Raw genomic sequence first — 26,624 nt, 5'->3', positions numbered from 1 at the left:
CTTCGTCCCCTTCGTGTTGATGTGAGCGAATCGAAGGATTACGGAGTGGCCGTCTCTTGTCACATGGATCTCACCCGTACCAGTCCAAGGGCTTGATCACCCGCACACCATCTCCCTGGACGTGAACCAGTCGGGTTCTTCTCCATCGAATTGGGTGATGAGAGTGATGTCGGAGTAGGTGGCGGCCAACCACCGGTCATAGTCGCGCTCGGCGGTGACCGGCTGCCAGATGGTCAGCCCCTCCTGAGTACGTTCCTCGGCATCCAGATAGAAGCCGGGCACGAACCGGTGCCGGGGCACCATCTCCACTGCCTTCCGCCACGCCGGATCCGCGAGCTGGCCTTCCTCGGCGAGGACCTGCGCTAGATGTGCGCGCAGGCGCGTGGCGTCGGCTTCAAGCGTCTTCGGCTCCCTGTGTTTACCTGAGCAAAACGGACATCAGCGTAGCCTCGTCGCGTACCGACCGAGGTCGGGATGCGATCCGGTGGAAGCCGATGCCGCGTCCGTCCGGGGGGCCGGGCGGACCGTGGTTGAAAGCCGCGCTGTCGGGGCCTGACTCCGCATTCCTGGAGGGAGTGCGGCTCTTGGGCCACCGCCCCGCCGGACACTGTCCCGTTGGTGCGCACACCAAGGGGGGCGGGGACCGGGCGCCAGTCAGACACCCGGCGGTGACTGAACATTACCGCCCGCTTACCCTCAGTCGCAACCGATCAGCACAGAGAAACATTGATAAGAAACCTGCTCAACAGCCTGCCGCACCACTGTCGTCCATGGCCGAGGCCGTAGCGGCAGTCCGTTTTGCAGCTTTCTCATCAACCGATCGTCTTCATCTGCTTCGTCCGGTGGTCGGTGAGGTGGAGGTCGCCGCCGAGTCGCTCCTTGAGCAGGTCGAGCACCTTGCGGCTGGACAGCACCGTCCAGAGCTTGCCGACCAGGTGCGGGTTGTACTCGGGGGCGGCGTCCATCCAGGCGTCCTTGCCCGCCTGGCTCTTGAACGTCGTGACGAAGAACTCGCCGTCGGGTGTCTTGCAGTAGCCGGTACGGATCTCCGCGGCGTTGACCTGCATCTTCGGCTTGCAGCCGACCTTGGCGGCGAGCTGCTCGACGGTGAGGGGGGCGGCGTCGCCCCGCTGTGCTGCGACATGGCCGCCTCCGCCCTCGGAGGAGCAGCCGGCGGCCAGTCCGGCCAGCAGCGCGAAAGCGGCCAGACGTGGAAGTGTCGTCATGTGCGGAGGTACGCAGGCCTCCCGACCCCGGTTCAGCCCATACCGGTTGGTTACTTCGGCGCCGGCGTCTGGGAGACCCTGTGGTCCATCAGGTGCAGGTCGCCGCTGAGCGGATCCTTCAGCTGCTCCAGCACCTCGAGCGGCCCCAGCACCGTCCAGCGCGGGCCGACCAGGTGCGGGTTGTACTCGGGCGCGCGGTCCATCCACTCGTCCTTGAGCTTCTCGCTCGCGAACGTGTTGACGAAGAACTGCCCGGCCTTGGTCTTGCAGTAGCCGGTACGCAGGTCGGCGGCCTCGACCTGCATCTTCGGCTTGCAGCCGACCTTGGCGGACAACTGCTCGACGGTCAGGGGCGCGGCGGCCTTCTGGTTATCGCCTGCTGCGACGTAGTCGCCCCAGCCCTCTGAGGAGCAGCCGGCGACCAGTCCGGCCAGCAGCGCGAAAGCGGCCAGACGTGGAAATGTCGTCATGTGCGGAGGTACGCAGGGCCTGCCGGGCCGGTTCAGCGACCTGCCGTCCTGGTTCAGCGCAGGACCACGCAACCGCGCGCGGTCAACGTCCGCAGCACCTCGGGATCGCCGTCGAGCTTGTTCCACCGCAGGTCGAGCTTTTCCAGGGCGGTCAGCCCGGCCAGGGACTCCGGCAGCTCGCGCAGCCGGTTGTTCCGCAGGTCGAGGTGGCTGAGCTTGGGCGGCATCGCCTCGGGCAGCTCTCGCAGGCGGTTGTTGCGCAGATCCAGCACCCGCAGCTCGCCGAGCCCGGCGACCTCGGCGGGCAACCTGGTCAGCCGGTTGCCCTGCAGGTGCAGCTCCCGCAACCGCGCCAGCCCGCCGATCGTGCCGGGGAGATCCTCCAGCCGGTTGTTGTAGAGCCGCAGCTCCACCAGCGAGGCCATGCCGCCGATCATGCCGGGCAGGCAGGTGAGCCGGTTGTCGGTGAGGTTGAGATAGGCGAGCCGGTCCAGCCGTCCGATCGACTCGGGGACCTGCGTGAACAGGTTGTCGCTGAGGTAGAGGTAGTCGGTGAGGCGCAGGTCGCCGAGCTCGGGCGGGATCTCGGTGAGCCGGTTGTGGCCCAGGTCGAGCATGCGCAGGCGGGTCAGCGAGCCGATGGCCGCGGGGATCTCGGTGAGCGCGTTCTCGGCCAGGTTGAGCGATTGCAGTCCGGTCAGCTTCCACAGCGCCGCGGGCGCCTCTGTGAGCCCGTTCCCGCCGACGGCCAGGTGCCGGAGCGCCGGCGGCAGCCGGTCGGGGAGCGTGGCGACGCGGTTGCCGTACAGGAAGAGCGTCTCCAGCTGCGGCGGGCAGCTCGGGAAGGACGTCAGCTCGTTGCCGTCGAGGTGCAGCGCCCGCAGCGCGGCGAGCCCGGACAGATCAGGCAGCCGGCGCAGGCGGTTGCCGTCGAGCCGCAGCTCCTCCAGTGAGGCGAGCCCGGCCACCCATTCCGGGACCTCGGTGAGCGCGTTCCAGGCCAGGTCGATCAACCGGACGTCGGCTGGGACGGCGGGGAAAGCGGTCAGACCGGTATCGGGAGCGCGGGTCACTTGTTGATCGTACGCAACTCGAACGTCGGACGGGGAGATCAAGATGTGGTCGATCTCGATGCCTTCCGTCCTCGATGACCGAGGCGACATGAAGAGGTGTGCACGAGCTGCCCGAGCGCTGTTCCCGCGGTCGGGACCGGTGCGGTGGGGGCCGTTTACGAGCGGCCGGTCGCTCACTGTGGCGGGTGACGAGAGCGGCGCCACGTCGACTTCCAAAAGTCAAGCGTTGAGACAGAGATCATCACATGCTAAACAAGCTAAGATCGCCTAAATCGCCAGAGCGGCGCAGATGAGGACGGAGTTACGTTGAACGAACTGCTTACTCTGGAACCCCGTGAAGCAGGAAGCCACGTGCTGGAGCCGACCGTCGACTTCCCTGAGACCGTCACGGCGCAGGACGGGCGGCTGCAGGCCGACTCAGGCTGGTCGCTGGCAGCCGACAGCAGCTGGTCAAGAGCGGATGACAGCACCTGGCCGAGTGTGGCCGACGAGGCCGTGCTGAACTCCTAGCGAAAGAGGTCCGGCATGCTTTCCTGGCGTATTGGCGTCAATGTCTGATATGGCGGCAGGCGACTCCGAAGCCATCGAGAAGATCGTCGGAGAGCATGTACGGACCGGCCATCGAATACACCTCGGACCGACGTGGCTCACGGTATATCCCGATGGTGTCCCCCTGCTCGAGCACGGCTGGAAATTGCATGTCTCCTCTCGGTCGGCAACCTACTCGGAGCTGGTCGAGAAACTTATTCCCGTGCTTCTCGCCGAGGGCTGCGTGTTCAAGCTCGCACGCTCGCACCGGGTCCTCGACAGGCTGAACGACGGATACGCCGCTCCGGCGAGCGTCGGCAAGGCGTTCACGATCTATCCCGACCAGCGACGTGTCCGTGAGCTCGGCCTCCAGCTGGCCGAACTCCTGCGCGGCCACCAGGGGCCGCGAGTGCTCAGCGACCGGCGAGTGGACCAGGCCTCACCTGTGTACTACCGATATGGCCCCTTCAAAAGGGCCGGGGATTCTGACGCGCGAGGACGGTTCGTCGCCCGGATCGATGGGCCCGGCGGCGAAGAGTTCGAGGGGATCGCCGCCCTGCGCTATGTACAGCCGACCTGGGTCGTCGATCCGTTCACCGGCCTGCGCGCGGGTGAAGAGACCACCCTGGAGGAACCGACCGTTCTCGGCCACCACTACCGGGTCGTCACGGGAATCTTCGAATCCGCGCGCGGCAACGTCTACCGCGCCGTCGATCAGCGCGACGGGACGAACGTCGTGGTCAAGCAGGCCCGCGCTCTGGTGGACGAACATGCGACCTCGGGTGACATCCGCATGCGTCTGCGCAACGAACGCCGCGTCCTGCAGGCACTCAAGGATTGCCCTGGTGTCCCGCGATTTCTGGATCACTTCCGGCACGGCCAGGACGAGTTCTTGGTGACTTCCGACGTCGGCCCGGTCAATCTCTTTGAGGACGTCGCCCAGAACGGTCCTTATCCGATCGATTCGCATCATGGCACCGGCGATCGGCGCTCCCTCGAAACGCTCGCCAGGCCACTCGCCGAGATCCTCCTCGATCTTCATGCCCGCGGCGTCGTCATGCGCGACCTCTCACCGAGGAACGTGGTAATCGACGGTGACCGGGTCAGCGTCGTCGACTTCGGCGTGGCCGGCTACGACGGCCTGCACCTCCCTGGCGGGACAGATGGCTATGCGCCGGCGCGGCAGCGGCGCGACGAGCCGCCACGAGACACCGACGACCTTCACGCCCTCGCCATGACGCTGCTGTTCGCGACGCGGTTCCTGCGGCCGGTCACGCTGGGCGATGACTTCGATCTGCCTCGTCGGCGCGCGCTCCAGGCCATTCGATCCGCCTATGGCGAGGAGCCGACCGGGTTGATCGGCATCATCGCGGACCTGCTCGGCGACGGAGCCGCCGCCCGAACCGCACTGCGGCGGCTCGCGACCGGGGAGATCTCCATCCGGCGCACCACCGAGGACAGCGCGAAACGATCCCGGCGCCTGCCTGCACCGCCGAACGTCACCCCCGAACTCGCCGCGGACATCGCCGGAAGCGTTCTCACCGACCTGCTCGCCCAGACACGTCGAATCCTGGCCGACCCGCCGACACTCGCGTACAGCACCGATGTCCACGACGGGACTGCGGGCATCGGCCTTGAACTGCTGGAACATCTGGACGTGCCAGGTGTCGCCGACTGCGTGCACGATCTGGCGGCCGTCACTGTCCGTGCCATGCCTCCTCACCTGCCACCAGGTCTGTTTCACGGCCGGACAGGAGTCGACGTCTTCCTGATCCGAGCGCGCGACCACGGCATCGCACCACCCGATGAGTATCGCGGTCCGTACGTGCCGGGCGTGGAGTGGAAACCGGAAGGGCCCGGGCTGATCACCGGGGCCGCCGGTGTCGGGATCGGCCACCTACTGCTGTCGCAGCACGACGCCGACCCAGCCCATCTTGCCGTCGTCCGGCGATGCGCGGAGTCTGCCATGAGCGACGGCGGACTCGGCCCGAAGGCCGACGGTGACCCGCCGCGCCGCTGGGCGTCCGTCGACTCATCAATGGGGCTGGCGTACGGCCAGGCGGGCGTCATCGAGCTGCTGATCAGCGCTGGTGCGCGTATCGGAGACCATCGTCTGCTGGCGGAGGCCGTCAAACGCACCGACCGGCTGGCCGAACACGCCGAAATGTGGGCACGGCATGCGCGCGAGCGATCCGCGCCGCCGCTCGCTCTCTCCTGGTGCCGGGGCCTGGCCGGCATAGCGCACACGCTGCTCCGCGCAGGCGCGGCGGTCAACGATCCGGCTCTGGCCGACCTCGCAAGAGGCATCGGCACGGCGATGGAGCTCTTCTTGCCCCGGATCGGCGTACTCGATCAGTGCTGCGGCGCGGCCGGCATCGGCAACGCGCTCATCGATCTCGCCGTTCTCGACGGGGATCCACGGCGCTGGGACGCGGCATACGCCGTTGCCGTGCAGATGCTGCTGCGCAGCGCCGGTCCGGTCGACCATCCGGTCTTCATCAAGGATCCGGGCGAGGCTGGCGGCGCCTCGCTGGCGACCGGGCTGGCCGGAATCCTAGGGTTCTTCCGCCGGCTCGCCCTGCAGGGCGGTGAATCGGTCCTTCCCCTGCCTGGCATCACGGTGAGAAACGCGCCGTGAAGGTGCCGTTCGAGCCCTTCTCACCCGTCTTCGCCGCCCTGGACGAGATCATCCGCGAACTCATCGTCGACGGCAGCAGCCAAGGCGCAAGGACCGCGTTGGCGGCCTGGCCCACCGTCCCCGACGAGGTGGTCGGCTCGTGGGTTCCTCGTCGTACCGGTTGGAGGTCCGGCAACCGGACGGCGCAAGAGGTCAGGGCTTCGCTACGCGACCGGGAGGGAAGAGCTCTGGCGGTTGAGGTCTGCGGCGCGGGACACCTCGGCGTCGATGACTACGGTCCGCGGCCAGGTTCGTACCGCGACAGCCATCAGGACCAGGCCGCAGACGCCCCACACTCCCACCACGACCGGCACCGGAAAGATTTCCGCCAGTGCGCCCGAGGTGAGCACGGCGGTGGCGAACGAGATCTGTATGCCCCCCTGCATGATCCCGAACGCGCGGGCGCGGAAGTCGCTCGGAAGGACACTCGTGAACAGCCCGTTGAGTGGCACCATCACCGTGGCGGTGACACCGGTACAGACCCCCAGGAAGAACACGACAATGGCCGGAGGATCCGCAAGGGCAGGTATCAGGAAAAGTGGGCTCATCAGCAGTACCGGCTTGATCAGCTTCAGCCGCCGCGCCGGCACCATCACTCGTACGAAGAAGGCACCGATGACGTTGCCGATCGGCATCGCCGCCATCAGCAGGCCCGCGGTGTGCGAGCCGCCGCCGAGCTCTGCCGACCATGCGGCGGCCAGCCCTTCCGGCACGATCTGGATCGCGACCATGCTGAACACCACCAGGGCGATCGGCCGCATGACCCGATGCCCGAACACGAGTTTGATGCCGTCACCCGTCTCCTTCAGCAGCGACCGGCGAGGCGCCGCGGTCGTGCCCACAGGACGGGGCCGCACACCGCGCCATAGCAGTAGCGCCGAAGCCCCGAAGGTCGCCGCGTTGATCAGCAGCGCGACATGCGCATCGACGGCGGCAATCACTCCCCCGAGCGCATACCCCGCCACCTGAGCCGCCTGGCCCGCCGTGTTCTGCACCGAAAGACCCATGACGTAGCGGTCTCCGGTCAGGATCTGCGCCAACATCGCCGAACGGGCCGCCTGGAACGGGGGCGTGAGCAGCGAGGAGGTGAGCAACAGGAGGAGCAGCACCGGCAACGGCAGTCCGGGCAGGGCCATGAGGGCGACCAGGGCGAGCCGGCCCACATCACAAAGGATCATGACGCGCCGATATGGGTACCGCTCGGCGAGCGCGGCCAGCACGGGCCCTCCCGCCACCCAGGGCAGGTAGCTGACGGCGAAGCCTGCGGCGGACAGCAGTGCGGAGCCGGTGTCACTGAAGATCAGAACGGCGACAGCCACCCTGGCGAAGTAGTCACCGATCCAGGACAACACTGCCGCTGTGAACAGATAGCGGTATTCCGAGACGCCGAAGACCTCGCGGAATGTCGCGGGCCGAGCAGCCGGGGCCGCCTTCCCTGGAGAGCCTTCGACCTCCTGCTCGTCCACGAGCGCTCGATTCCTCTCACGATACGAAAGCGAGAAAGTGCGGTCCGGCCTGCGACGGGACCACACACTTAGCGGGAATTGGTCCCAACAGAGTCACCCTGCATCTCGACCAACCAGATCCACCGGTTGTCGATCACGTCTGACAAGTCCTCATGATCGGAGATGGGACACGCTTTGTGCAAGTTCTTCAGCTGACTTCATGATCTGATGCCCGACATCAGGCGCCAGGCAGGGCGGGATGAGCGGGAACGGAAGGATGGGGCACTACAAGCATCAGGGCGTCGGTCCGGCCCCGTCTCGCGCCCGGACCGAACCCCGTCGCCGGCGAGGTTCGCAGTCACCGGCAGCATCCAGCCCGCGCCCTTGAGCCGGTCAGCGGCATCGTCCCGGGTTGCAGCTCGTCTCGCAGCCGCTGAGGGCGTACACGTCACTCCGCGCGGGAGCCGCGCAGGTCGAAGAGCTCGGAGGGCGAGATCGGCATGCGGTCGATGGGGATGCCCTCGGCGTCCTCGACGGCCGAGGCGATGACCGCCGAGACGGGGATCACGCCGGCCTCGCCCGCGCCCTTGATGCCGAGCGGGTTGAGCGGCGAGGGCGTCTCCAGGTGGGCGGTCTCGATGTGCGGGATCTCGGTGGCGTACGGCATGAGGAAGTCCATGAAGGAGGCGTTGACGAGCTGGCCGTGCGGGTCGTACACCATGCGCTCGTAGAGGGCGCCGCCGATGCCCTGCGCCACTCCCCCGTGGATCTGGCCCTCCACGATCATGGGGTTGATCAGCCGGCCGCAGTCGTGCACGACCACGTACCGCACCACCTTGACCTCAGCGGTCTCCGGGTCGGTCTCGACGATCGCCGCGTGCATGCCGGACGCGAACGTGGACCTGATCGGCGAGTAGTAGCCGCGCCCCTCCAGCCCCGGCTCCTCGCCCTCGGCGACCGGCGGCCGGTCGGGGGACGTGGTGCCGGCGAACTGGGTCGCCTTCGCGGTCTCGTCGTCGAAGGCGTACCGCAGCGGGTTGGCCAGCACCGCCACCGTGGACAGCGGGATGGACGCGGTCGGCACGCCCGTGACGTGCACCATCCCGTCGGTGATCTCCAGGTCGGCCGGGTCGGCCTCCAGCGCGTCGGCGGCGATCCGCAGCGCCTTCTCGCGTACTTTCCTGCAGGCCAGCGCGATGGCGTTGCCGCTGACGACGGCCGCCCGCGAGGCGAACGTGCCCACCGCGTACCCGAACCTGCGGGTGTCGCCGGTCACCACGCTCACCCGCTCGATCGGCACCCCCAGCTCGGTGGCGGCGATCTGCGCGAACGCCGTCTCGTGCCCCTGCCCCTGCGAGGTGAGCCCGGTGGACACGTGCACCCGCCCGTCGGAGGTCACCTGCACGTGCCCGCCCTCGTACGGGCCGACGCCGGTGCCCTCGACGTAGCAGCCGACGCCGATGCCCCGGCCGGGGCGTCTCTCGAAGGAGTCCCAGCCGATCAGCTCCTTGACCATGCGGAGCATCTCCGGATAGTTCCCGCTGTCGTAGATCAGCGGCCGCCCGTCCTGGAACGTCATCCCCTGGTCGTACGGGAACTCGTCGGGCCCGATGAAGTTGGCCTCGCGCACCTCGGTCCGGTCCTTGCCGAGGTGCCGGGCGATCTTGTCCATGGTCCGCTCCATGCAGAACACGCCCTGCGGCCTGCCGGCTCCCCGGTAGGGCGTGACCTGCACGGTGTTGGTGTAGACGGCGGTGAACTCGACCCGGTATGCCCCGATCTTGTACGGCCCCAGGAGCTGCGTCGAGGTGACGATCGGCACGATGATGCCGTACGGCGTGTAGGCGCCATGGTCGTGCAGGATCGTCACGTCCAGGCCGAGCACGCGGCCGTCGTCGTCGAAGCCGACCCGTACGTACTGCACCTGGCCGCGTTCGTGGGCGGACGAGACGAAGTGCTCCCTGCGGTCCTCCGTCCACTTGATCTCCCGCCCGAGCGCCATGGCGGCCCACGGCACCAGCACCTCCTCGGGCCACGGGTGAACGATCTTCACTCCGAAGCCGCCGCCCACGTCGGGCGCGATCACCTCGACCTGCGGCAGCGGCAGCTCCAGGGCGGCGGCCACGGCCATGCGGACGCTGGTGGAGGTCTGGGTGCTGGAGTAGACGCGCAGGTCCCTGCCGTCCCAGCGGGCGTACACGCCGCGCCCCTCCAGGGGCATGCTGGCGCTGCGCTCGATGTCGAGGCGGAAGGCGAGCGTGTGCGGCGCGGTCTCGATCGCCTCCCGCGCGCCGCGCCCGTCGGCCCCCGCGACCTCCTGGACGAGGTGCGCGCCGACGTTGCCCGGCACGTCCTCGTGCACGAGCTGGGCGCCCTGCACCGCCTCCTCCGGGCCGACGACCGGCTTGAGCGACTCGTAGTCGACCTCGATGAGCGCGCAGGCGTCCTCGGCCGCGTACCTGTCCGTGGCCACGACCATGACCACCGGCTCGCCGACGTGCCTGACGACGTCCCTGGCCAGCGGGTACGCGGTGCGCCCGTGCGTGAGCGCCGGGTGCGGGATCAGCAGCGGCAGCGCCCTGCCGACCCGCTCGGGCAGGTCCTCCCAGGTGTAGATGGCGACGAGCCCCTCCACGTCGAGCGCGGGGGCCACGTCGATGTCCCGGATGCGGGCGTGCGCGTGCGGCGAGCGCACGAACGCGGCGGCCAGCGCGTCACGCCCGAGGTCGTCGAGGTAGCGGCCCTGCCCGGTGAGCAGCCTGGGGTCCTCCCGCCGTTGCACGGGCTCCCCGAACAGCCTCGTCGTCATGCTTCCTCCGCCAGCAGCTCGGCGGCCCGGTGGACGGCCTTGACGATGTTCTGGTAGCCGGTGCACCGGCACAGGTTGCCGGAGATGCCCTCGAGCACCTCCTCGTCGGTGGGCGCCGGGTTGTCCCGCAGCATGGCGGTCACCGTGCACAGGAACCCCGGCGTGCAGAACCCGCACTGCAGCCCGTGGCACTCGGCGAACGCCCGCTGCACTGCGCTCATGGCCTCCACTCCGTGGGGGCGGCTCGGTCGCTCAGACCCGTCGCGAGCCAGTCCCTCCACGGTGGTGATCTCGGCGCCGTCCACGCTGACCGCGAACGTCAGGCACGACCGTACCGGCTGGCCGTCGAGCAGCACGGTGCAGCAGCCGCAGACGCCGTGCTCGCAGCCGACGTGGGTGCCGGTCAGGCCGAGGTCGTGGCGCAGGCAGTCGGACAGCAGGCGGCGGGCGGGCACGCGGACCCGCCTCGCGGTGCCGTTCACGACGAGCGTGATCTCATGCTCCACGAGCCCCAGCCTCCCTGGTCGCGTTCCGCAGCGCCCGCTCGGCCAGCACGCCCACGAGGTGGCGGCGGTAGTGGGCCGACGCGTGGATGTCGTCCTCCGGTTCGACCCGTTCCCGTACGACCCGCGCCGCGTCCGCGGGGCTGTCGGTCACGTCCACGACGACCGGCACGGGGCCGACGCCGATGCAGGCGAGCCTGGCGGCTTCGAGGTCGCCGTCCTCGTCGAGCGTCACGACGGCGCAGACCCCCGCCAGCGCGTAGTCGCCGTGCCGCCTGGCCACCTCCTCGAATGCTGCCCCGGTACGCGCCCCCAATGCCGGGAAATATGCCGACACGGCCAGCTCGCCCGGCTGGACCGCCGACTCCATGGGCCCGACGAAGAACTCCTCTGCGCCCACGTCGCGTACCGGGCCTTCCCAGCGGGCCACTCGTACGGATCCGCCCAGCACGGCCAGCACCGCGGGCAGTTCGGCGGCCGGATCGGCGTGCACGAGGCTGCCCACCACGGTCCCCCGGTTCCTGATCACGGGGTGCGCGACCAGCTTGAGCGCCCGGCTGAGCAGCGGATGCGCCTCGGCCCGCTCCACCTCCGCGTGCCTGACCGCCGCCCCCACCCGGACACCGTCTTCCGTCGTCTCCAGGACCCGCAGCTCCTGGAGGCGGTTGATGTCGACGAGATGCGCCGGAGCCGCCAGCCGCATGTTGAGCATGGGGATGAGGCTCTGCCCTCCGGCCAGCACCTTCCCGCCCACCTCGGCGAGCGTCCTGAGCGCCTCGCCGAGGTCGCGGGGAGCGTGGTACTCGAACGGCGGCGGCTTCACCCGGCCTCGCTCCTGACCGGCTCGGCGGCGCGGCCGGCGATGGCCCGCAGCAGGTGATATCCGCCCAGCACCACGATGGTGCCGAGCGCGATCCCCTCCAGGGTGAAGTCGCCGCCGATGAAGTGGTTCACAGGTCCGATGGCCAGAATGATGCCCGCACCGATCGGAACCATGTTCACGGGATCGGCGAAGTCCACCCTGTTCTCGATCCAGATCCTGGCGCCGAGGAGCCCGATCATCCCGTACAGGATGACCGTGACGCCGCCCAGCACGCCGTCCGGCGTGGCCGCGACCAGCGCGCCGAACTTGGGGCAGAGGCCGAAGAGGATGGCGATGACGGCGGCGATGTAGTAGGCGGCGGTCGAGTAGACCTTGGTGGCGGCCATGACGCCGATGTTCTCGGCGTACGTGGTCGTGGGCGACCCGCCGACCGCGCTGGCGACCATGGTGCCCACGCCGTCGGCCACCACGGCCCGGCCCACGTACGGGTCGACGTCGGCCCCGGTCATCTCGCCGACGGCCTTGACGTGCCCGATGTTCTCGGCGATGAGCGCGATGACGGCGGGCAGCACCAGCAGCACGGCCGAGGTCTTGAAGTCGGGGGCGTGGAAGTCCGGCAGGCCGAACCACTCCGCCCTCGCCACGGACGCGAAGTCCACCCGATCATGCGGGAAGGCCGTGGCCACGCAGTACGTACCTTCGACGGGGCAACTGGCCCCGGCGGCGTCCCGCAGATTGGCCCCCGGCAGCACCGACGTGATGGGCCCCGCGGTCCTGTCCAGCACCCACGAGAGCACGAACCCGAAGACCAGCCCGATCAGGATCCCGATGCGCCCGGTGAACCCCTTGAAGAGCACGATCACCAGGAACGTGACCAGCATCGTGATGAAAGCGACCCAGTGGTCCTGCGGCCAGTAGACGTCCGCCACCACGAACGCCAGCCCGAACCCGATCAGCATCACGACCGCGCCGGTGACCACCGGCGGGAAGATACGGTGAATGATCTGCACGCCGAGAAAGTGGATGGCCAGTCCGGCCAGCGCCAGCACGAACCCGGCGACCAGGATGGCGCCGGTCACGATCGCGTCCGCGCCCGCGGTGTCACCGCCCGCCGCCGCCCTGATGGCGAACACCCCGCCCACGAAGGACGCGCTGGTGCCGAGATAGCTGGGCACCTTGCCCTTCACGATCAGCAGGAACAGGATCGTCGCGACGCCTGACATCATCACGGCGACGTTCGGGTCCAGCCCCATCACGAGGGGGAAGACGAACGTCGCGCCGAACATGGCGATCACGTGCTGCGCCCCGAACCCCACCATCCTGGGCCAGCTCAGCCGTTCGTCCGGCCTGACCACCTCTCCGGGCGCCAGGTGCTTGCCATCACCGTGTTTGGTCCATCCCAAAACCATGAGAGCCCCTCTTGTACTGGGCGTTTCGCTGGCGACACGTTCCGTTGCGGGCACATTAGGCCCGCCGGGACGGTGCTACACGGGCATGATCTGCCAAATCTACGCGCAGGACCAGTGAAAAGCTCGCGCACTCGAGATCGGCTTGGGTGTGAGGTCAGTTCCAGTGCTGCGGCCGGTGGTAAACGGACCCGTCGAGTAAACAGGTCCCCGCTACTCCACCCGGATCGAGAAGCCTTCTCCACTGACGACCTGACCCGCGCGGATCTTGGCCCGTTTGCGCAGCTCCACCTCGCCGTCCACCAGCACAAGACCCTCGGCGATCAGCTGCTTGGCCATCCCGCCCGTCTCCGTGATCCCGCAGTACTTCAGCAGGTCACACAGCGGGATGTACTCGGAGCGCAGTTCGAAGTCCACAGCCCCAACCCTAGATCCCCCGCATCCGCAGCACGTGCAGGGCCAGGGTGAGGTTGAGGCGCAGGTGGGGGTCGTCGGTGAAGTTGCCGAGCAGGCGCTCGAGCTTGCCGATCCGGTAGCGCAGCGTGTTGTAGTGGAAGTGCAGCCGCCGGGCCGTCTCCGCCACGTTGAGGTTGGTCTCCAGGAGCACCTGCAGGGTGCGCCGGAGGTCGGCGTTCTCGGCGTCGTCGTCGAAGGCCAGCGGCCCGAGCGTCTCCCGGACGAACGAGTGCAGCTCCTCCGTGTCGTTCACCAGGGACAGCAGGCGGTAGACCCCGAGCTGGTCGAAGTGGGCGACCGCCCCCGGGCCGTGCAGCTGGCGGCCCACCCGGGCCGCCTTCAGAGCCTGCGAGTACGCCTCCGGCAGCGTCTCCGCCCCCGGGCTCGGCCGGGAGGTGCCGGTGGAGAACGTGGCGGGCGGCACGTCGGCGAAGGCCGAGGCCGCGTCCTTGGCCACCCGGGTGGCGTCGATCGCGGCGTCCACCACGGCCACCACCTCGTGCGAGAACCCCGCGACCGCCCCGCGCGGGTCGTGCCGCCGCATCGCCGCCGTCCAGCACGCCACCAGCCGGTCCTGCGCGCTGCGCTCGTCGCCGTCCGGGTCCAGCTCGGCCACCAGCACGGTCACCGGGCGCGACAGGTCCCACCCGAACGCCCGCGCCCTGGCCGTGACCCGCTCCGCCGTGCCCGCCCGGCCGGTGAGCACGTCGCGCAGGAAGTCGGCGCGGTACTTGCTCTCGACGGCGTTGACCGCCTCCTGCCGGGTCACGACGAGCGCGGCGACGGTGGCGGCGCGTTCGAGGATGCCGACGTCGCTGTCCCTGATCGTCCCGGACGGGCTGTAGGCGACGATCCTGCCGTGGTGATGACCCCCGGCCAGCACGGGCACCGAGGCGAACGACCGCGTGCTCATGGCCTCACTCCGTACGACCGGCTCGGTCGCCCCCGATGCGGCGGCAGTGAGGGGCGGGCCCTCGCGGAAGATCGACTCGCGCAGGACCGGCACGTGTTCGGCGGCGCCCGCGGTGGCCAGGACGCGGCCCGAGCCGTCCACGGCGGCCACCGACACGTCGAGCAGCTGCGCCACCTCGGCGGTCACCTCGTTGAGCCCGCCGCCGGCCAGCACCACCTGCACGAGCGCCCGGTGCGCCTCCTCGGCGCGGGCCAGCACGGCGGCCTGGCGGTTCAGGATGTCCGTCAGCACCTGGTTGAGGATGTCGTCGAACCCGACGTCGTTCGGCAGCAGGATGAGCGGGAAACCGAGCCGGTCGGCCTGCTCGACCATCTCCTCGGGCAGCTCGTCCACGTATCGCCCGAGCTTGATCGCCAGTGCCGCCAGCCCGCGCTCGTCCAGGTCGGCCACCAGCCGCCCGAGCGACTGCGGCGTGTTGCGCAGCGGGTAGCCCGTGGTGAGCAGCAGCTCGTGCGGCTTGACCCAGGCCAGGATGTCGGGCACTTCCATGACGTTCAGCCGCTGCACGATGCGGCCGAGACCGCTCTCCCCCGCGATCAGCCTGGCGTCGGCGAGGGTGGAGACGCCGAGCACCTCTCCTACGGAGACACCGTGAATGATCGTCCCTGTGCTGGCGAGGCGGACGGGGGGTTCCATGTGGACGATTGTGACTCCAGAAGCGGTCTGTCAGGAAGAGCCAACCTTCCCGCTGACTGTTGGCAAATTTCTCCGTACGGAGGGTTCCCCGCCCGTTCTACGGTCAGGTCCAAGGTCGGATGGGAGGCCAGGTGACCGTCAGTATTCATGCGAGGCGTACCCGCATCCACGTCACGGGGGCGGCCAGCACGGCGGTACGCCCCGTCCTGGAGTCGCCGCGCCGCCCCGCACGCGTGCTCGCCGCGTTCCCGGCGGGGGTGTATCTCGAGGTCAGAACCGAGCTGGAGCCTTCGGTGATCGCCGTCATCACGGGCGCGGCCACGCGGCTGCCCAACTCCGTGCTGCTGGCCACCCAGCTACCGCACGTCACGGTGGGTGACGACGCCTCGGTGGGCGAGCGCACCATCGAGCTGGGCCCGCTGAGCCTGAGCGTCCGCCGCTGGTGGGATCCCGCCCCGCCGCTGGGCCGGATCGATCGGACAGACCTCGAGTACGCCGTCGCGCAGCTGAGTCACCCGCCGGAACCCGGCGAAAACCGGCTCGGCGCCCCTCCGCAACCCGGTCTGACGGGCAACGGGGCTGTCGAGTTGCTGGCCGGCAGCTGTGCGAAGGGCTGGCTGCTGGGGGCGGTGACGGCGGCCGAGCAGCTCGTGGGCCTGGGGCCGGGGCTCACGCCGAGCGGCGACGACGTCCTGGCGGGCCTGCTGGTGACGCTGCGCCACCTGGGCGCGGCGGCCGGGGCGGACCGGGCGGTCTGGCTGGCCGACTGGCTGGCGGCGACCGTGACGTTCGACGCGCGCACGCGTACCACTCCCATCTCGGCCACGCTCCTGCACTGCGCCGCCAGGGGCGAGGCCAGTCCCGAGGTGACCGCGGTGCTGCGCGGGATCGCCGGCGGGCAGGCGCTCGAGCCGGCCCTGCGCCGGCTCCACCGCCTCGGCCACACCTCGGGCGCCGACCTCGCCCAGGGGATCGCCATCGGCGTGTCCGCCGTCCTCGCGCTGAGCGGGCCGCGATGAGCAGCGACACGGTGCTGGTACGGAAGGGCACGTACCACGACTCCGTTTCCCTCATGCGCATAAGTCGTGCGCTGACCGAAATGTCGGGCGTGGAGGCGGCCATGGTCGCCATGGCCACCGAGCTGAACCTCGGCATCCTCCGCGACCTGGGCTTCACCCTCCCGGACGCCGGCCCGGGCGACCTCCTCATAGCCGTACGCGCACACGACACCAAGGCCGCCGTCGAAGAGGCCAACCGCCGGCTGACCGTCGTCCGGCAACCGGAGAGCACCCCGGCGGACCAGCCCCCGCTGACCACCCGCTCGGCCACCAGGACCGGGGCCGACCTGGTACTCGTCTCCACCCCGGGTGAGTACGCCTTCGCCGAGGCCCAGGACGCCATCCAGGCCGGGCTCCCCGTCATGATCTTCAGCGACGGCGTCCCCGTGGCTCAGGAACGCAGCCTGAAGGAGCTCGCGGAGACCAGGGACGTCCTGGTGATGGGCCCCGACTGCGGCACCGCCGTGATCGGCGGCGTCGGCCTGGGCTTCGCGAACGTCCTCACCCCCGGCCCCGTCGGCGTGGTGGCCGCCTCCGGCACCGGCGCCCAGCAGGTGACGTGCCTGCTCGACTGGGCGGGCACCGGCGTCAGCCACGTGCTGGGCGTGGGCGGCCGGGACCTGTCGGCCGAGGTGGGCGGCCTGTCCACGCTGCGTGCCCTGCGCATGCTGGACGAGGACCCCGCCACCGAGCTGATCGTGCTCATCTCCAAGCCGCCGTCCCCCGAGGTGGCGCGGACCGTACGGGACTCCGTTGCCCGGCTGCGCACGCCGGTGCTGTTCGCGCTGCTCCCGGACATGGACCTCACGGAGGCGACCGAGCGGGCCCTGCACGCGCTCGGCAGGTCCGTGCCCGAGTGGCCGGCCTGGCCCGCGTGGTCGGGGAAGCAGAGCCGGGCCAAGACGATCAAGGGCGTCTACTCCGGCGGGACGCTCAGCACGGAGGCCGCGCTGGTCGCCGGCCAGGGCGACTTCGTCGACTACGGCGACGACGCCTACACCAGGGGCCGGGCGCACCCCATGATCGACCCGACGCTCCGCGTGGAAGCGCTCTCCCGCGCCCACGAGAGCGACCTGGTGCTCATGGACGTCGTGCTCGGCCACGGCGCCGACCCCGATCCGGCCGCCTCCCTCGCGCACGCCGTCGCCCGCACCCCCGCCACTGTCGTGATCGCTCTCATCGGCACCGAGGGCGACCCTCAGGACCTGCACCGGCAGGCCGCCGCCTTCAGGGAGGCGGGCGCGGCCGTGTTCACGTCCAACGCACAGGCCGCCAGGCACGCCAGGAGCCTCCTATGAGCCTGCTCTCCGCCCAATCACCCGCTGGGCCCCACGTCATCACGGTCGGCGCGGGCCTGCTCGACGAGGCGCTCAGGGCGCAGGCCGTCCAGACCACCCCGGTCAGCTGGCGCCCGCCGCTGCCCGGCACCGCCGAGCCCCTGGCCAAGGTGCTCGCCGACCCGCGTAGGCAGGCCGCCAACGAGCTGGCCGTGGGCAGGCTCACCTCCGCGCGCCCGCACCTGGTCGGGGTGCGGCGGGCGTCGGAGGTGCTGGAGGACGGGACGTTCCTGCACGCGGGCCCGCCCATCACCTGGGAGCGCGCGTCGGGCCCGATGCGCGGCGCGCTGATCGGCGCGATGCTGCTGGAGGGCCTGGCAGCCGACGAGCACGACGCCGCGCGCCGGCTGGCGGCCGGCGAGATCGCATTGCGGCCGTGCCACGAGCACGCCACCGTGGGCCCGATGGCGGGCGTCGTGAGCCCGTCCATGTGGTTGTTCGAGGTACGCGACGAGGAGCACGGCGGCACCGCCTACTGCTCGCTGAACGAGGGCCTGGGCAAGGTCCTCAGGTACGGCGCCTACGGACCTGAGGTGCTGGAGCGGCTGCGCTGGATGGACACGGTGCTCGGCCCGGCACTCAAGGCGACGCTGGAGCGCACGGGGCCCGTCGACCTGCGCTCGCTGATCGCGCAGGCCCTGCAGATGGGCGACGAGCTGCACAACCGCAACCGCGCCGCCACCTCGCTCCTGCTGCGCGAGCTGGCCCCCGCCGTGGTCGAGGCCGTCCCCGGCGCCGCCGCGGAGATCCTGCGCTTCATCAACGGCAACGACCACTTCTTCCTCAACCCCGCCATGGCCGCCGCCAAGGTCAGCACCGACGCGGCCCGCGACGTGCCCGGCTCGTCCCTCGTCGTCGCCATGGCCAGGAACGGCACAGACTTCGGCGTGCAGGTCTCCGGGCTGGGCGGGCGCTGGTTCACCGGCCCCGCCGGCGTGCCCGACGGGCTCTATCTGGGCACGTACGGGCCGGACGACGCCAACCCGGACATCGGCGACTCCACGATCACCGAGACGTCGGGGCTGGGCGGGTTCGCGATGGCGGCCTCACCGGCCATCGTGCGGTTCGTGGGCGGCGAGGTGTCCGACGCGGTGCGGGCCACCCGCTCCATGTACGAGATCACGCTCGCCGAGCACCCCGCCTACCAGATCCCGGGGCTCGGCTTCCGCGGCACGCCGGTCGGCATCGACGTGACGCTCGTCGCCAGGACCGGCCTGCCGCCCGTGGTCAACACCGGCATAGCGGGCCGCGTCGCGGGGACCGGACAGGTGGGCGCCGGCCTGGTTGAACCGCCGGTGGAGGCGTTCACCGCCGCCCTGCTGGCGCTGGCCGAACAGGCCAGTTGAACGGCGACGTAACCGCAGGTCGGGACCCTTGTCAGGGCTGATCAGCTTCCCTTGCGCATTTCCCGCCGATATCGTGACGAACCACTTTAATTTGCTGTAGTGCGGGATGGGGGCGGGAAGATGGCAGCCGACCGCTTGCTCAGCGGACCCGGCCCGGAGGGAGGCGCCCCTCGCGGCGCCCCACAGAGCCAGGGCCGCTTGATCGGCCGGCGGTACCGTCTCATGTCGCCGGTCGGCAGGGGCGGCATGGGCATGGTGTGGCACGCCCACGACGTCCTGCTCGACCGGGACGTGGCGGTCAAGGAGCTGATCCTCCCGTACGGGCTCGACCGCGCGGGCATGCAGGTCGCGCACCGGCGCATGCTGCGCGAGGCCAGGTCGGCCGCGCGGCTGACGCATCCCGGCATCGTGACCGTGCACGACGTGGTCGAGGAGGACGGCCGCCCGTGGATCGTGATGGAGCTGGTCCGCGCGTGGTCCCTGGAGCAGGCCGTACGCCAGAGCGGGCCGCTGCCGGTGATCCAGGCGGCCGAGATCGGCATCCGGGTGCTCGACGCGCTCAGGCACGCGCACGCCGCCGGGATCCTGCACCGCGACATCAAGCCCGGCAACGTGCTGCTGACCTCGGACCGGGTGGTGCTGACGGACTTCGGCATCGCGGCCATCGAGGGCGACGTGACGATCACGCAGACCGGGCTGCTCATGGGGTCGCCCGCGTACATCCCGCCGGAGCGCCTGTCCGGGCAGCCGATCACGCAGGCGGCCGACCTGTGGTCGTTCGGCGCGACGCTGTACGCCGCCGTCGAGGGGCGGCCTCCGTACGAGGGGCCCGACCCCGTGGCGGTGCTCGGCTCGGTGCTCACGCAGGACCCGATCAGCCCGCAGCGGGCCGGCTCGCTGCGGTCGGTGATCGAAGGGCTGCTGCGCAAGAACCCGGCGGAGCGGCTGACCTCCGACCAGGTCATCGAGATGCTGGAAGCGGTGCTGCGCGCGCACGGCTCGGTCCGGCCGCGCCCTGCCGAGACGCTGCCCGCCCAGGGGAACCTGCCGCCGCTGGAGCACCCGTCGGGGCCGATGCCCTCGCGGATCGTGGAGACCCCCTCGGGTCCGGTACGCGTGCCGTACGACCCGCTGAACAGCCCATCGGGCGGCCACCCGACGCCGTACGACCCGCTGAACAGCCCATCGGGCGGCCACCCGACGCCGTACGACCCGCTGAACAGCCCATCGGGCGGCCACCCGACGCCGTACGACTCGCTGAACAGCCCGTCGGGCGGCCACAGGACCGACCAGCTGTCGCCGCCGCCCGGCAGGTTCGACGCGTTCGGCAGCTCCTCGGGGCCTCAGCCCTTCAGCGCGCCGCCGGGGCCGCACCGGATCGCCGGCGACCACGAGGACGACTCCGGCCCGCAGCCCGCGCCGATCCTGCCGCTGACCACGGACAGCCGCACGTCCTCCTCCGGCCCCACGCCGTGGCCGCTGGCCTCGGCCGACGACCTGCGCGAGCAGTCGCGTCACCTGTCCCGCGACACCGGCCACAGCCGCCTGGCCACGCTGCCCAGCGCGGCGCCGCGCCCGGGCAAGGGCCGGCGCAGGCCCGCCGAGGACGACGGCGCGTGGATGCGCGGCGGGCGGCCGACGCCGCTCCTGATCGTCAGCACGCTCGTGGGGATCGCCGTGGTCGTCGGCGCGGTGCTGGTCGTCCTGTCGGGCGGCTCGACGCCGGTGGCGCCTCTCCCTCAGGCCGCGACCTCCTCGCCCGCCACGGTCCTGAACGCCGAGCCCTCGGTGATACCCAGCGGCTACAGCGAGCACGGCACGGCCGGGTTCGCCGCCGCCGTGCCCGAGGGCTGGAAGCCGGGGACGTCGGGCGGCGTGACCACGTTCAGCGGGCCGAAGGACTCCGGCATCCGGATCATGGTGCAGAAGGCCGCCCCGCAGGCCGACGGGGGGCTGGCCGAGCTGGGCAAGCAGGAGGCCAAGGGCGGCGTCGACGGCTACATCCAGGTGCAGCTCCAGGCCGCCGACTACCGCGGCTGGCGGGCCGCCGACTGGGAGTACACCTACACCACCTCCAGCGGCGTCCCCATGCACGCGCTGACCAGGTACGTCACGATCGACGACAACACCGCGTTCAAGATCACGTTCGACATGCCCGAGCTCAAGTGGGACGACCAGGCGGAGGCCCGCAAGGTGTTCCTGGACACGTTCCGGCGGGCGGACTGACGTATTGCACCGCTCGTTCCAAAACGTGCTAGCGTTCGGGACATGGGGCGACCGCGGAAGTTCGAGGAGGACCGCGCCATCGAGGCGGCCATGCGCGCGTTCTGGAGCGCGGGCTACGAGGCCACCTCGACACAGGAGCTGTGCGCGGCCACCGGGCTCGGCCGCAGCAGCATCTACAACACCTTCGCGAGCAAGCACGACCTGTTCGAGAAGGCGCTGCGCCGCTACATGGAGCAGCGCAACGCCGCACTCGCCGAGCTGCTGGATGCCGACCTGCCGCTCAAGGAGAAGATCAGGACCGTGCTGTGGTGGGCCGTCGACCCGGATCCCGGCGAGCCGCCCGGGTGCCTGGTGGTCAATTCGATGACCGAGCTCGCCCCGCACGACCCGCAGATCGCCGCGCTGCTGCGGCGCGACAACGACCGGCGGCGGCAGATGGTGCGTGCCGCCATCGAGACCGGCCGCGCCCGGGGCGAGATCGACCCGGACAAGGACCCGCTCGCCCTGGCGCACTTCGTCTTCGCCACCGTCAGCGGCCTGCGCGTGGCCGCTCGGGGCGGGACAGACCGGGACGGGCTCGAGTCGATCGCGAAAACCGCACTGAGCGTCTTCTGACTTTTTTGCGCCCTCATTTTGAACCGATCAATCCAAAAGGAGTGTGACCATGCCGTTGGCCGTCTACATACTGGGACTCGCAATCTTCGCTCAGGGCACCTCTGAGCTCATGCTGGCCGGGCTGTTGCCCGAGATGGCCGCCGACCTGCACGTGTCCGTGCCCGAGGCGGGGCTGCTGATCTCGGCGTTCGCCATGGGGATGCTGGTGGGGGCTCCGGTGCTGGCCGTCGCCACGCTGCGCTGGCCGCGGCGTACGGCGCTGCTGACGTTCATGGCGGTCTTCGTCCTGTCGCACGTCGCCGGCGCCCTGACGTCGAGCTACGGCCTGGTGTTCGCCACCCGCGTCGTGGGCGCCTTCGTGTACGCCGGCTTCTGGGCCGTGGCGGCGAGCACCGCGGTCGGCCTGGTGCCGGCCAACGCCCGCGGCAAGGCGATGAGCGTGCTCGCCGGCGGGCTGACGGTCGCCACCATCATCGGGCTGTCCCTCGGCACGGTCATCGGCCAGCACCTCGGCTGGCGGGCGGCGTTCTGGGCGGTCGCCGCGTTGTCGGTGCTGGCCGGCCTGGGCGTGCTCGCCACCATCCCCGGCGGCCGTCCCTCCGGGACCGCGCCGAGCGTCTCCGTCGAACTGCGCTCCATGGCGAGCCCCAGGCTCTGGCTCTCGTACGGCACGACCGCGCTGACCACGGGAGCCCTGCTGGCCTCCTTCAGCTACCTGAGCGTGCTGCTGGTCGAGACCACGGGCCTGGCATCGAACTGGGTGCCCGCGGTCCTGGCGGTCTACGGCGTCGGCTCGCTGATCGGGATCACCATCGGCGGCCGGATCGCCGATGCGCGGCCGTTCCCGACCCTGTACGTCGGCGTGGCCGGCCTCGTCGTCACCTCGGTGGCGCTGGCCCTGGGCGCGTCCGTCCCCGTGCTGGCCATCGCGCTGATCTTCCTGCTCGGCGCGTTCGGCTTCGGCACCAACCCCGCGCTGAACACCCGCGTCTTCTCCCTGGCCAAGGACGCCCCCACGCTGGCCGCCGCGGTGAACGTCTCCTCCTTCAACATCGGCATCACCCTCGGCCCCTGGCTCGGCGGGGTGGCCATCGACGCGGGACTCGGCTACCCGTCCGTCGCCTGGATCGGCGCCGCCATCGGCGTGCTCTCCCTGGCCACCGTGGCCCTTTCCGCCGCCCTGCACCGCTCCACGGCCGCGGTGACCAGTGAGATACCGTCGCGCGTATGAAGCTGGCGAGCATCCACTTTTATCCCGTCAAGTCCACCGCCGGACACGAGGTCGGCGAGGCCGAGGTGCAGCCGTGGGGGCTGGCCGGGGACCGCCGCCACCTCGTCACCGACGAGCGCGGCGACGTCCTCACCGCCCGTGAGGAGCCCCGCCTGCTGGCCTGCGTCGCCCGGCTGGACGGCGACGGACTCACGCTGACCGGCCCGCACGCCGCCCCGCTGCGGGTCACGCCGGCCGAGGCGATGTCCACGGTCACCGTGGGACGCACTCCGGTGGAGCTCACCGACTGCGGCGACGACGCGGCGCGGTGGTTGTCCGGGCTGGTGGGGCGGCCGGTCAGGCTCAAGTGGCTGGACGACCCCACCCGCCGCCCGGTCAACCCCGAGTACGGGCGGCCCGATGACCGTGTGAGCCTGGCCGACGGCTACCCGCTGCTGCTCACGTCCGGCGCCTCGCTCGCGCAGCTGAACGACTGGATCGTGGAGACCGCGCTGGAGCGTGGCGAGCAGGCGCCCGAGCCGCTGCCCATGCACCGCTTCCGGCCGAACGTGGTGATCGACGGGGTCGGCACGCCGTTCGCCGAGGACAAGTGGGAGCGGGTACGCATCGGCGCGGTCGACTTCCGGGTCAGCAAAGGTTGCGACCGGTGCGTGCTGACCACGATCGACACGGCCACGTACACGAAGGGCAAGGAGCCCATCAGGACGCTCTCCCGGCATCGCAAGCGGGACGGGAAGGTGTGGTTCGGCATCAATCTGATCCCGGACACGCCCGGTCGCATTGCTCAAGGGGATTCAGTCACCATTCTCTGATATTTCGTGCTTTGGGGCGGTGTTGGGGGTTATGCGAGACTTCACAGGTGACCAGTGCCCCCACAACGCCCGCCGTCTCGTCCCCTGACCGAATTCACCTCGTCCAGCGCCGGACCCTGGCGGTCCTGTCCGCGACGCAGATCGTGGGCGGCGTGGGGGTCGCCGTCGGGCTCGCGCTCAGCTCGGTGGTCGTGGACGAGCTGTCGGGATCCACGGTGATCAGCGGCTTCGCCGGCACGGCCACCGTGCTCGGCGCGGCGCTGCTGGCCCTGCCGACGGCCAAGGCGGCGGGCCGCGGCGGCCGCCGGGCGGGCTTGTCGGTGGCGTACGTGGCGGCGCTGGCGGGCTGCGCGATCTCGGTGCTGGCGATCGGCCTGGGCAACTGGCCGCTGTTGCTGGCGGGGCTGGTGCTGGTGGGCGGCGGCAGCGCGGGCAGCCTGGCGGCGCGCTACGCGGCGACGGACCTGTCGCCGCAGGGCCGCTCGGCCAGGCACCTGTCGCTGGTCGTCTGGGCCTCCACGATCGGCTCCGTCGCCGGCCCGAACCTGGCCAAGCCCGCCGACCAGATCGGCATGCGGCTGGGACTGGTGGAGAAGGCGGGGCCGTTCGCGTTCGCGGCGCTGGCGTTCGCGCTGGCCCTGATCGTCATCTTCGTCTTCCTGCGCCCGGATCCGCTCAAGCTGGCCCGCTCCCTGGACGACTCCCCGAGCGCCGGCCGAACCCCCAAAGGGACGATTCGCACCGCCTGGCAGACCCTCCGCACCACTGCGACCGCCCGCCGCGCCCTGGTCATGATCGCGGTCAGCCACACCGCGATGGTGTCGGTCATGTCCATGACCCCGGTCAAACTGCATCACGACGGCTCGAACCTGGACGTCATCGGCCTCGTCATCAGCCTGCACATCGCGGGCATGTACGTGCTGTCGCCGGTGGTGGGCTGGCTGGCCGACAAGGCGGGCAAGGTGCCCGTACTCGTGCTCGGCATGGCGCTCCTGCTGGCCGCCGCCGCCCTGGCCGGCACGTCGGGGCACCGGGTGTGGCAGGTGACGGCCGCGCTGGTGCTGCTGGGGCTCGGCTGGTCATGCGGCCTGGTGGCGGGCTCCGCCCTGGTCACGGAGTCCGTCCCGCTCGACCGCCGCCCGGCCGTCCAGGGGCTGTCGGACCTGCTGATGAACGTCTGCGGCGCCACGGGCACGATCGTCGCCGGCGCGATCGTGGGCGTGCTCGGCTACGGCATGCTCGGCTTGGTCGTGGGCGTCATGGTCACCCTCGCCGGCGTCTGGCTCACCGCCACCTGGCGCGCCACCGACCGCTGATCCCGCCCGCACGCAACGCCGCCCCGCCAAGCGACACTTGCGCCGCCACCGCCCCGGCCGGGAACCCCGTCACTTCGCGTCGGCGTACGACGAGACCGCCACGGCCTCCATCGGGAAGCGCACCGGCGTAGCCCCGAACAGGAGCCGGGTGGCCTCCGACGCGGCCGACGAGACGGCGGCGATCACCTCCTCCGCCTGCGAGATCGGGCAGTGCACCATCACCTCGTCATGCTGGAAGAACACCAGCCGGGCCGGCTCGGGCAGCAGCCCGCGCAGCACCGCCATCAGGGCCAGGGCCCACTCGGCCGCGGTGCCCTGCACCACGAAGTTGCGCGTGAACCGCCCCCGGTCGCGAGCCGCCCGGCCGCCCTCGGGCCCCGACACCAGCTCCTTCCACCGGGGCGAGGGAGGCGGGCTGGTGCGGCCGAGCCACGAGCGCACGAGCCGCCCCTCCTCCCCGGCCTTGGCCGCGTCCTCCACGAACTGGTATGCCTTGGGGAAGCGCTGCCGCATCACCGCCAGCAGTTTGGGCGCGTCACCGCTGGTCCCGCCGTACATGGCGGACAGCATGGCGATCTTGGCGTTGGCCCGCTCGCCCCCGAACGACTGAGCCAGCGCCGAATAGAGGTCGATCTCCCCGGCGGCCCTGGCCAGCCCGACGTCGCCGGCCATCGCGGCGAGCACCCGCGGCTCGAGCTGGGCGGCGTCGGCGACTACCAGAACCCACCCGTCGTCGGCCACCACCACCCGCCGCATCACCTTGGGGATCTGCAGCGCCCCGCCGCCGCTGGTCGCCCACCGCCCGGACACCACGCCGCCCACCACGTATTCAGGCCGGAACCGCCCGCTCCGCACCCACTGGTCGGCCCACGCCCACCCGTGGAAGCTGAACAGCCGGGCCAGCTCCTTGTAGGCCAGCAGCGGGGCCACGGCGGGGTGGTCGATCTGCTTGAGCTCCCAGGACCGGGTGGTCTTCAGCGCCACACCCGCCCCCTTGAACGCCTTGACGAGCTGCTGCACCGAGTCGGGATTGACCGGATGGCCGAAGGCCGCGGCCACCTCGTCGGCCAGCGCCTGCAGCTTGGCCGGCCGCATGCCGTGCACGGGCCGCGGCCCCAGCAGCTCTGTCAGCAGCGCGTCGTGCACGTCGCGCCGCCACGGCATGCCGTCGTGCGACATCTCGGCCGCGATGAGCGCCCCCGCCGACTCGGCCGCCACCAGCAGCCTGAACCTGCCCGGCTCCGGCAGCGCCTCGATCCGGCGCAGCTGGTCGGCCAGCACCGCGGCCACCGCCTCGGCCTCGAGCGGCTCGGGCGCGAACAGCGTGTCGGGCGCGCTCGGCTGCTCCTCGGGCACGGGCAGCCCGTGCAGCCTGGCGTGGGCGGCCCTGGCCGAGCGCGGCTCGCCGTAGCGGCCCTCGTACGCGAGCAGCAGCCCCTCGGTGAGCGCGATGTCGTGGCAGCGCGAGACCCGCACGCCCGCGCTCAGCAGGCCGGGGTAGACCTCCCGGGCGTCGGCCCACACCCACCGCGGGCGCTCGGCCGCCTCCAGCTCGCGCACGGCCCCCGCCAGGCCGGCGGGGCGGCGGGGCGGGCCACCGACCGGAAGCAGCGCCTCTCCGGCGACCACTACATACACGGGGTCAAGAGTGCCAAACG

General features: G+C 70.8%; 22 protein-coding genes. 10 read left to right on the top strand and 12 right to left on the bottom strand.

Annotated elements, in window-relative coordinates; translation table 11 throughout:
- Positions 1-96: 96 nt before the first annotated feature.
- The 4 genes from ABN273_RS26405 to ABN273_RS26390 form a co-directional block, all read right to left on the bottom strand.
- Positions 97-309: a hypothetical protein gene (locus ABN273_RS26405; protein WP_349451689.1), complete on the bottom strand. Its 213-nt coding sequence runs from the start codon at positions 307-309 to the stop codon at positions 97-99.
- Positions 310-812: 503 nt separating this feature from the next.
- Positions 813-1,226, bottom strand: a complete 414-nt coding sequence (locus ABN273_RS26400) for a hypothetical protein (protein WP_349451688.1) — start codon at positions 1,224-1,226, stop codon at positions 813-815.
- A gap of 50 nt (positions 1,227-1,276) precedes the next feature.
- Positions 1,277-1,696, bottom strand: a complete 420-nt coding sequence (locus tag ABN273_RS26395) for a hypothetical protein (RefSeq protein ID WP_349451687.1) — start codon at positions 1,694-1,696, stop codon at positions 1,277-1,279.
- A gap of 53 nt (positions 1,697-1,749) precedes the next feature.
- Entirely contained in the window at positions 1,750-2,769 is a 1,020-nt protein-coding gene (locus ABN273_RS26390; protein WP_349451686.1) for a leucine-rich repeat domain-containing protein, read from the bottom strand.
- A 306-nt stretch (positions 2,770-3,075) separates the two neighbouring features.
- Between ABN273_RS26390 and ABN273_RS26385 the strand changes: the two genes are divergently transcribed.
- Together ABN273_RS26385 and ABN273_RS26380 are read left to right on the top strand one after the other, a co-directional pair.
- Positions 3,076-3,279 carry a hypothetical protein gene (locus tag ABN273_RS26385; protein WP_349451685.1) on the top strand — a complete coding sequence of 68 codons (204 nt, stop codon included), beginning with the start codon at positions 3,076-3,078 and terminating at the stop codon, positions 3,277-3,279.
- 49 nt (positions 3,280-3,328) lie between these two features.
- Positions 3,329-5,935, top strand: a complete 2,607-nt coding sequence (locus ABN273_RS26380) for a class III lanthionine synthetase LanKC N-terminal domain-containing protein (protein ID WP_349451684.1) — start codon at positions 3,329-3,331, stop codon at positions 5,933-5,935.
- Positions 5,936-6,138: 203 nt separating this feature from the next.
- Here ABN273_RS26380 and ABN273_RS26375 read toward each other — a convergent pair whose 3' ends face one another.
- The 7 genes from ABN273_RS26375 to ABN273_RS26345 form a co-directional block, all read right to left on the bottom strand.
- On the bottom strand, positions 6,139-7,440 hold the full coding sequence (locus tag ABN273_RS26375) for an MFS transporter (RefSeq protein ID WP_349451683.1): 1,302 nt from the start codon (positions 7,438-7,440) through the stop codon (positions 6,139-6,141).
- Between the two features lie 427 nt (positions 7,441-7,867).
- Positions 7,868-10,228 carry an aerobic carbon-monoxide dehydrogenase large subunit gene (gene cutA / locus ABN273_RS26370; RefSeq protein WP_349451682.1) on the bottom strand — a complete coding sequence of 787 codons (2,361 nt, stop codon included), beginning with the start codon at positions 10,226-10,228 and terminating at the stop codon, positions 7,868-7,870.
- Positions 10,225-10,734, bottom strand: a complete 510-nt coding sequence (locus ABN273_RS26365; protein ID WP_349451681.1) for a (2Fe-2S)-binding protein — start codon at positions 10,732-10,734, stop codon at positions 10,225-10,227. Before ABN273_RS26365 ends, cutA begins: the two co-directional genes overlap by 4 nt.
- The gene (locus ABN273_RS26360; protein ID WP_349451680.1) at positions 10,724-11,554 is read right to left on the bottom strand and encodes an FAD binding domain-containing protein; all 831 of its coding nucleotides are present in this window, start codon (positions 11,552-11,554) and stop codon (positions 10,724-10,726) included. The genes ABN273_RS26365 and ABN273_RS26360 overlap by 11 nt, the downstream gene beginning before the upstream one ends.
- Complete coding sequence (locus ABN273_RS26355) at positions 11,551-12,963, bottom strand: uracil-xanthine permease family protein (RefSeq protein WP_349451679.1); 1,413 nt, start codon at positions 12,961-12,963, stop codon at positions 11,551-11,553. Before ABN273_RS26355 ends, ABN273_RS26360 begins: the two co-directional genes overlap by 4 nt.
- 210 nt (positions 12,964-13,173) lie before the next feature.
- A complete protein-coding gene (locus ABN273_RS26350; protein WP_349451678.1) occupies positions 13,174-13,377 on the bottom strand; it encodes an RNA-binding S4 domain-containing protein in 204 nt (67 codons plus the stop codon).
- A gap of 10 nt (positions 13,378-13,387) precedes the next feature.
- Positions 13,388-15,025, bottom strand: a complete 1,638-nt coding sequence (locus ABN273_RS26345; protein ID WP_349451677.1) for a PucR family transcriptional regulator ligand-binding domain-containing protein — start codon at positions 15,023-15,025, stop codon at positions 13,388-13,390.
- A gap of 131 nt (positions 15,026-15,156) precedes the next feature.
- On the opposite strand from ABN273_RS26345, the gene ABN273_RS26340 reads away from it, so the two are divergent.
- From ABN273_RS26340 to ABN273_RS26305, 8 genes are all read left to right on the top strand, one after another.
- Positions 15,157-16,044, top strand: a complete 888-nt coding sequence (locus ABN273_RS26340) for an oxamate carbamoyltransferase subunit AllH family protein (protein ID WP_349451676.1) — start codon at positions 15,157-15,159, stop codon at positions 16,042-16,044.
- Positions 16,041-17,381 (top strand): AllF/FdrA family protein, encoded by a 1,341-nt coding sequence (locus tag ABN273_RS26335; protein ID WP_349451674.1) that lies wholly within the window; start codon positions 16,041-16,043, stop codon positions 17,379-17,381. The genes ABN273_RS26340 and ABN273_RS26335 overlap by 4 nt, the downstream gene beginning before the upstream one ends.
- Positions 17,378-18,766, top strand: a complete 1,389-nt coding sequence (locus tag ABN273_RS26330) for a YlbE family protein (protein WP_349451673.1) — start codon at positions 17,378-17,380, stop codon at positions 18,764-18,766. The genes ABN273_RS26335 and ABN273_RS26330 overlap by 4 nt, the downstream gene beginning before the upstream one ends.
- 222 nt (positions 18,767-18,988) lie before the next feature.
- Positions 18,989-20,992 (top strand): serine/threonine protein kinase, encoded by a 2,004-nt coding sequence (locus tag ABN273_RS26325; protein ID WP_349451672.1) that lies wholly within the window; start codon positions 18,989-18,991, stop codon positions 20,990-20,992.
- Between the two features lie 42 nt (positions 20,993-21,034).
- On the top strand, positions 21,035-21,607 hold the full coding sequence (locus ABN273_RS26320) for a TetR/AcrR family transcriptional regulator (RefSeq protein ID WP_349451671.1): 573 nt from the start codon (positions 21,035-21,037) through the stop codon (positions 21,605-21,607).
- A gap of 49 nt (positions 21,608-21,656) precedes the next feature.
- Positions 21,657-22,838, top strand: coding sequence for a Cmx/CmrA family chloramphenicol efflux MFS transporter (locus tag ABN273_RS26315; RefSeq protein WP_349451670.1), 1,182 nt, complete (start codon positions 21,657-21,659; stop codon positions 22,836-22,838).
- Entirely contained in the window at positions 22,835-23,650 is an 816-nt protein-coding gene (locus tag ABN273_RS26310; RefSeq protein WP_349451669.1) for an MOSC domain-containing protein, read from the top strand. The genes ABN273_RS26315 and ABN273_RS26310 overlap by 4 nt, the downstream gene beginning before the upstream one ends.
- Before the next feature lie 47 nt (positions 23,651-23,697).
- Positions 23,698-24,966, top strand: coding sequence for an MFS transporter (locus ABN273_RS26305; RefSeq protein ID WP_349451668.1), 1,269 nt, complete (start codon positions 23,698-23,700; stop codon positions 24,964-24,966).
- 69 nt (positions 24,967-25,035) lie between these two features.
- On the opposite strand, the gene ABN273_RS26300 is transcribed toward ABN273_RS26305, so the two are convergent.
- Positions 25,036-26,604, bottom strand: coding sequence for a bifunctional 3'-5' exonuclease/DNA polymerase (locus ABN273_RS26300; RefSeq protein ID WP_349451666.1), 1,569 nt, complete (start codon positions 26,602-26,604; stop codon positions 25,036-25,038).
- Positions 26,605-26,624 lie beyond the last annotated feature (20 nt).

The organism is Nonomuraea sp. B19D2, assembly GCF_040137845.1.
Taxonomy (GTDB): domain Bacteria; phylum Actinomycetota; class Actinomycetes; order Streptosporangiales; family Streptosporangiaceae; genus Nonomuraea.
This window is presented reverse-complemented; position numbering and strand designations above follow the sequence as displayed.

Bases quoted from the DNA above. Each gene is read 5' to 3' on its own strand.
- ABN273_RS26400 (WP_349451688.1), bottom strand. From the start codon at position 1,226: ATGACGACACTTCCACGTCTGGCCGCTTTCGCGCTGCTGGCCGGACTG.
- ABN273_RS26395 (WP_349451687.1), bottom strand. From the start codon at position 1,696: ATGACGACATTTCCACGTCTGGCCGCTTTCGCGCTGCTGGCCGGACTG.
- ABN273_RS26380 (WP_349451684.1), top strand. From the start codon at position 3,329: ATGGCGGCAGGCGACTCCGAAGCCATCGAGAAGATCGTCGGAGAGCAT.
- cutA (WP_349451682.1), bottom strand. From the start codon at position 10,228: ATGACGACGAGGCTGTTCGGGGAGCCCGTGCAACGGCGGGAGGACCCC.
- ABN273_RS26355 (WP_349451679.1), bottom strand. From the start codon at position 12,963: ATGGTTTTGGGATGGACCAAACACGGTGATGGCAAGCACCTGGCGCCC.
- ABN273_RS26345 (WP_349451677.1), bottom strand. From the start codon at position 15,025: ATGGAACCCCCCGTCCGCCTCGCCAGCACAGGGACGATCATTCACGGT.
- ABN273_RS26335 (WP_349451674.1), top strand. From the start codon at position 16,041: ATGAGCAGCGACACGGTGCTGGTACGGAAGGGCACGTACCACGACTCC.
- ABN273_RS26330 (WP_349451673.1), top strand. From the start codon at position 17,378: ATGAGCCTGCTCTCCGCCCAATCACCCGCTGGGCCCCACGTCATCACG.
- ABN273_RS26325 (WP_349451672.1), top strand. From the start codon at position 18,989: ATGTCGCCGGTCGGCAGGGGCGGCATGGGCATGGTGTGGCACGCCCAC.
- ABN273_RS26320 (WP_349451671.1), top strand. From the start codon at position 21,035: ATGGGGCGACCGCGGAAGTTCGAGGAGGACCGCGCCATCGAGGCGGCC.
- ABN273_RS26315 (WP_349451670.1), top strand. From the start codon at position 21,657: ATGCCGTTGGCCGTCTACATACTGGGACTCGCAATCTTCGCTCAGGGC.
- ABN273_RS26310 (WP_349451669.1), top strand. From the start codon at position 22,835: ATGAAGCTGGCGAGCATCCACTTTTATCCCGTCAAGTCCACCGCCGGA.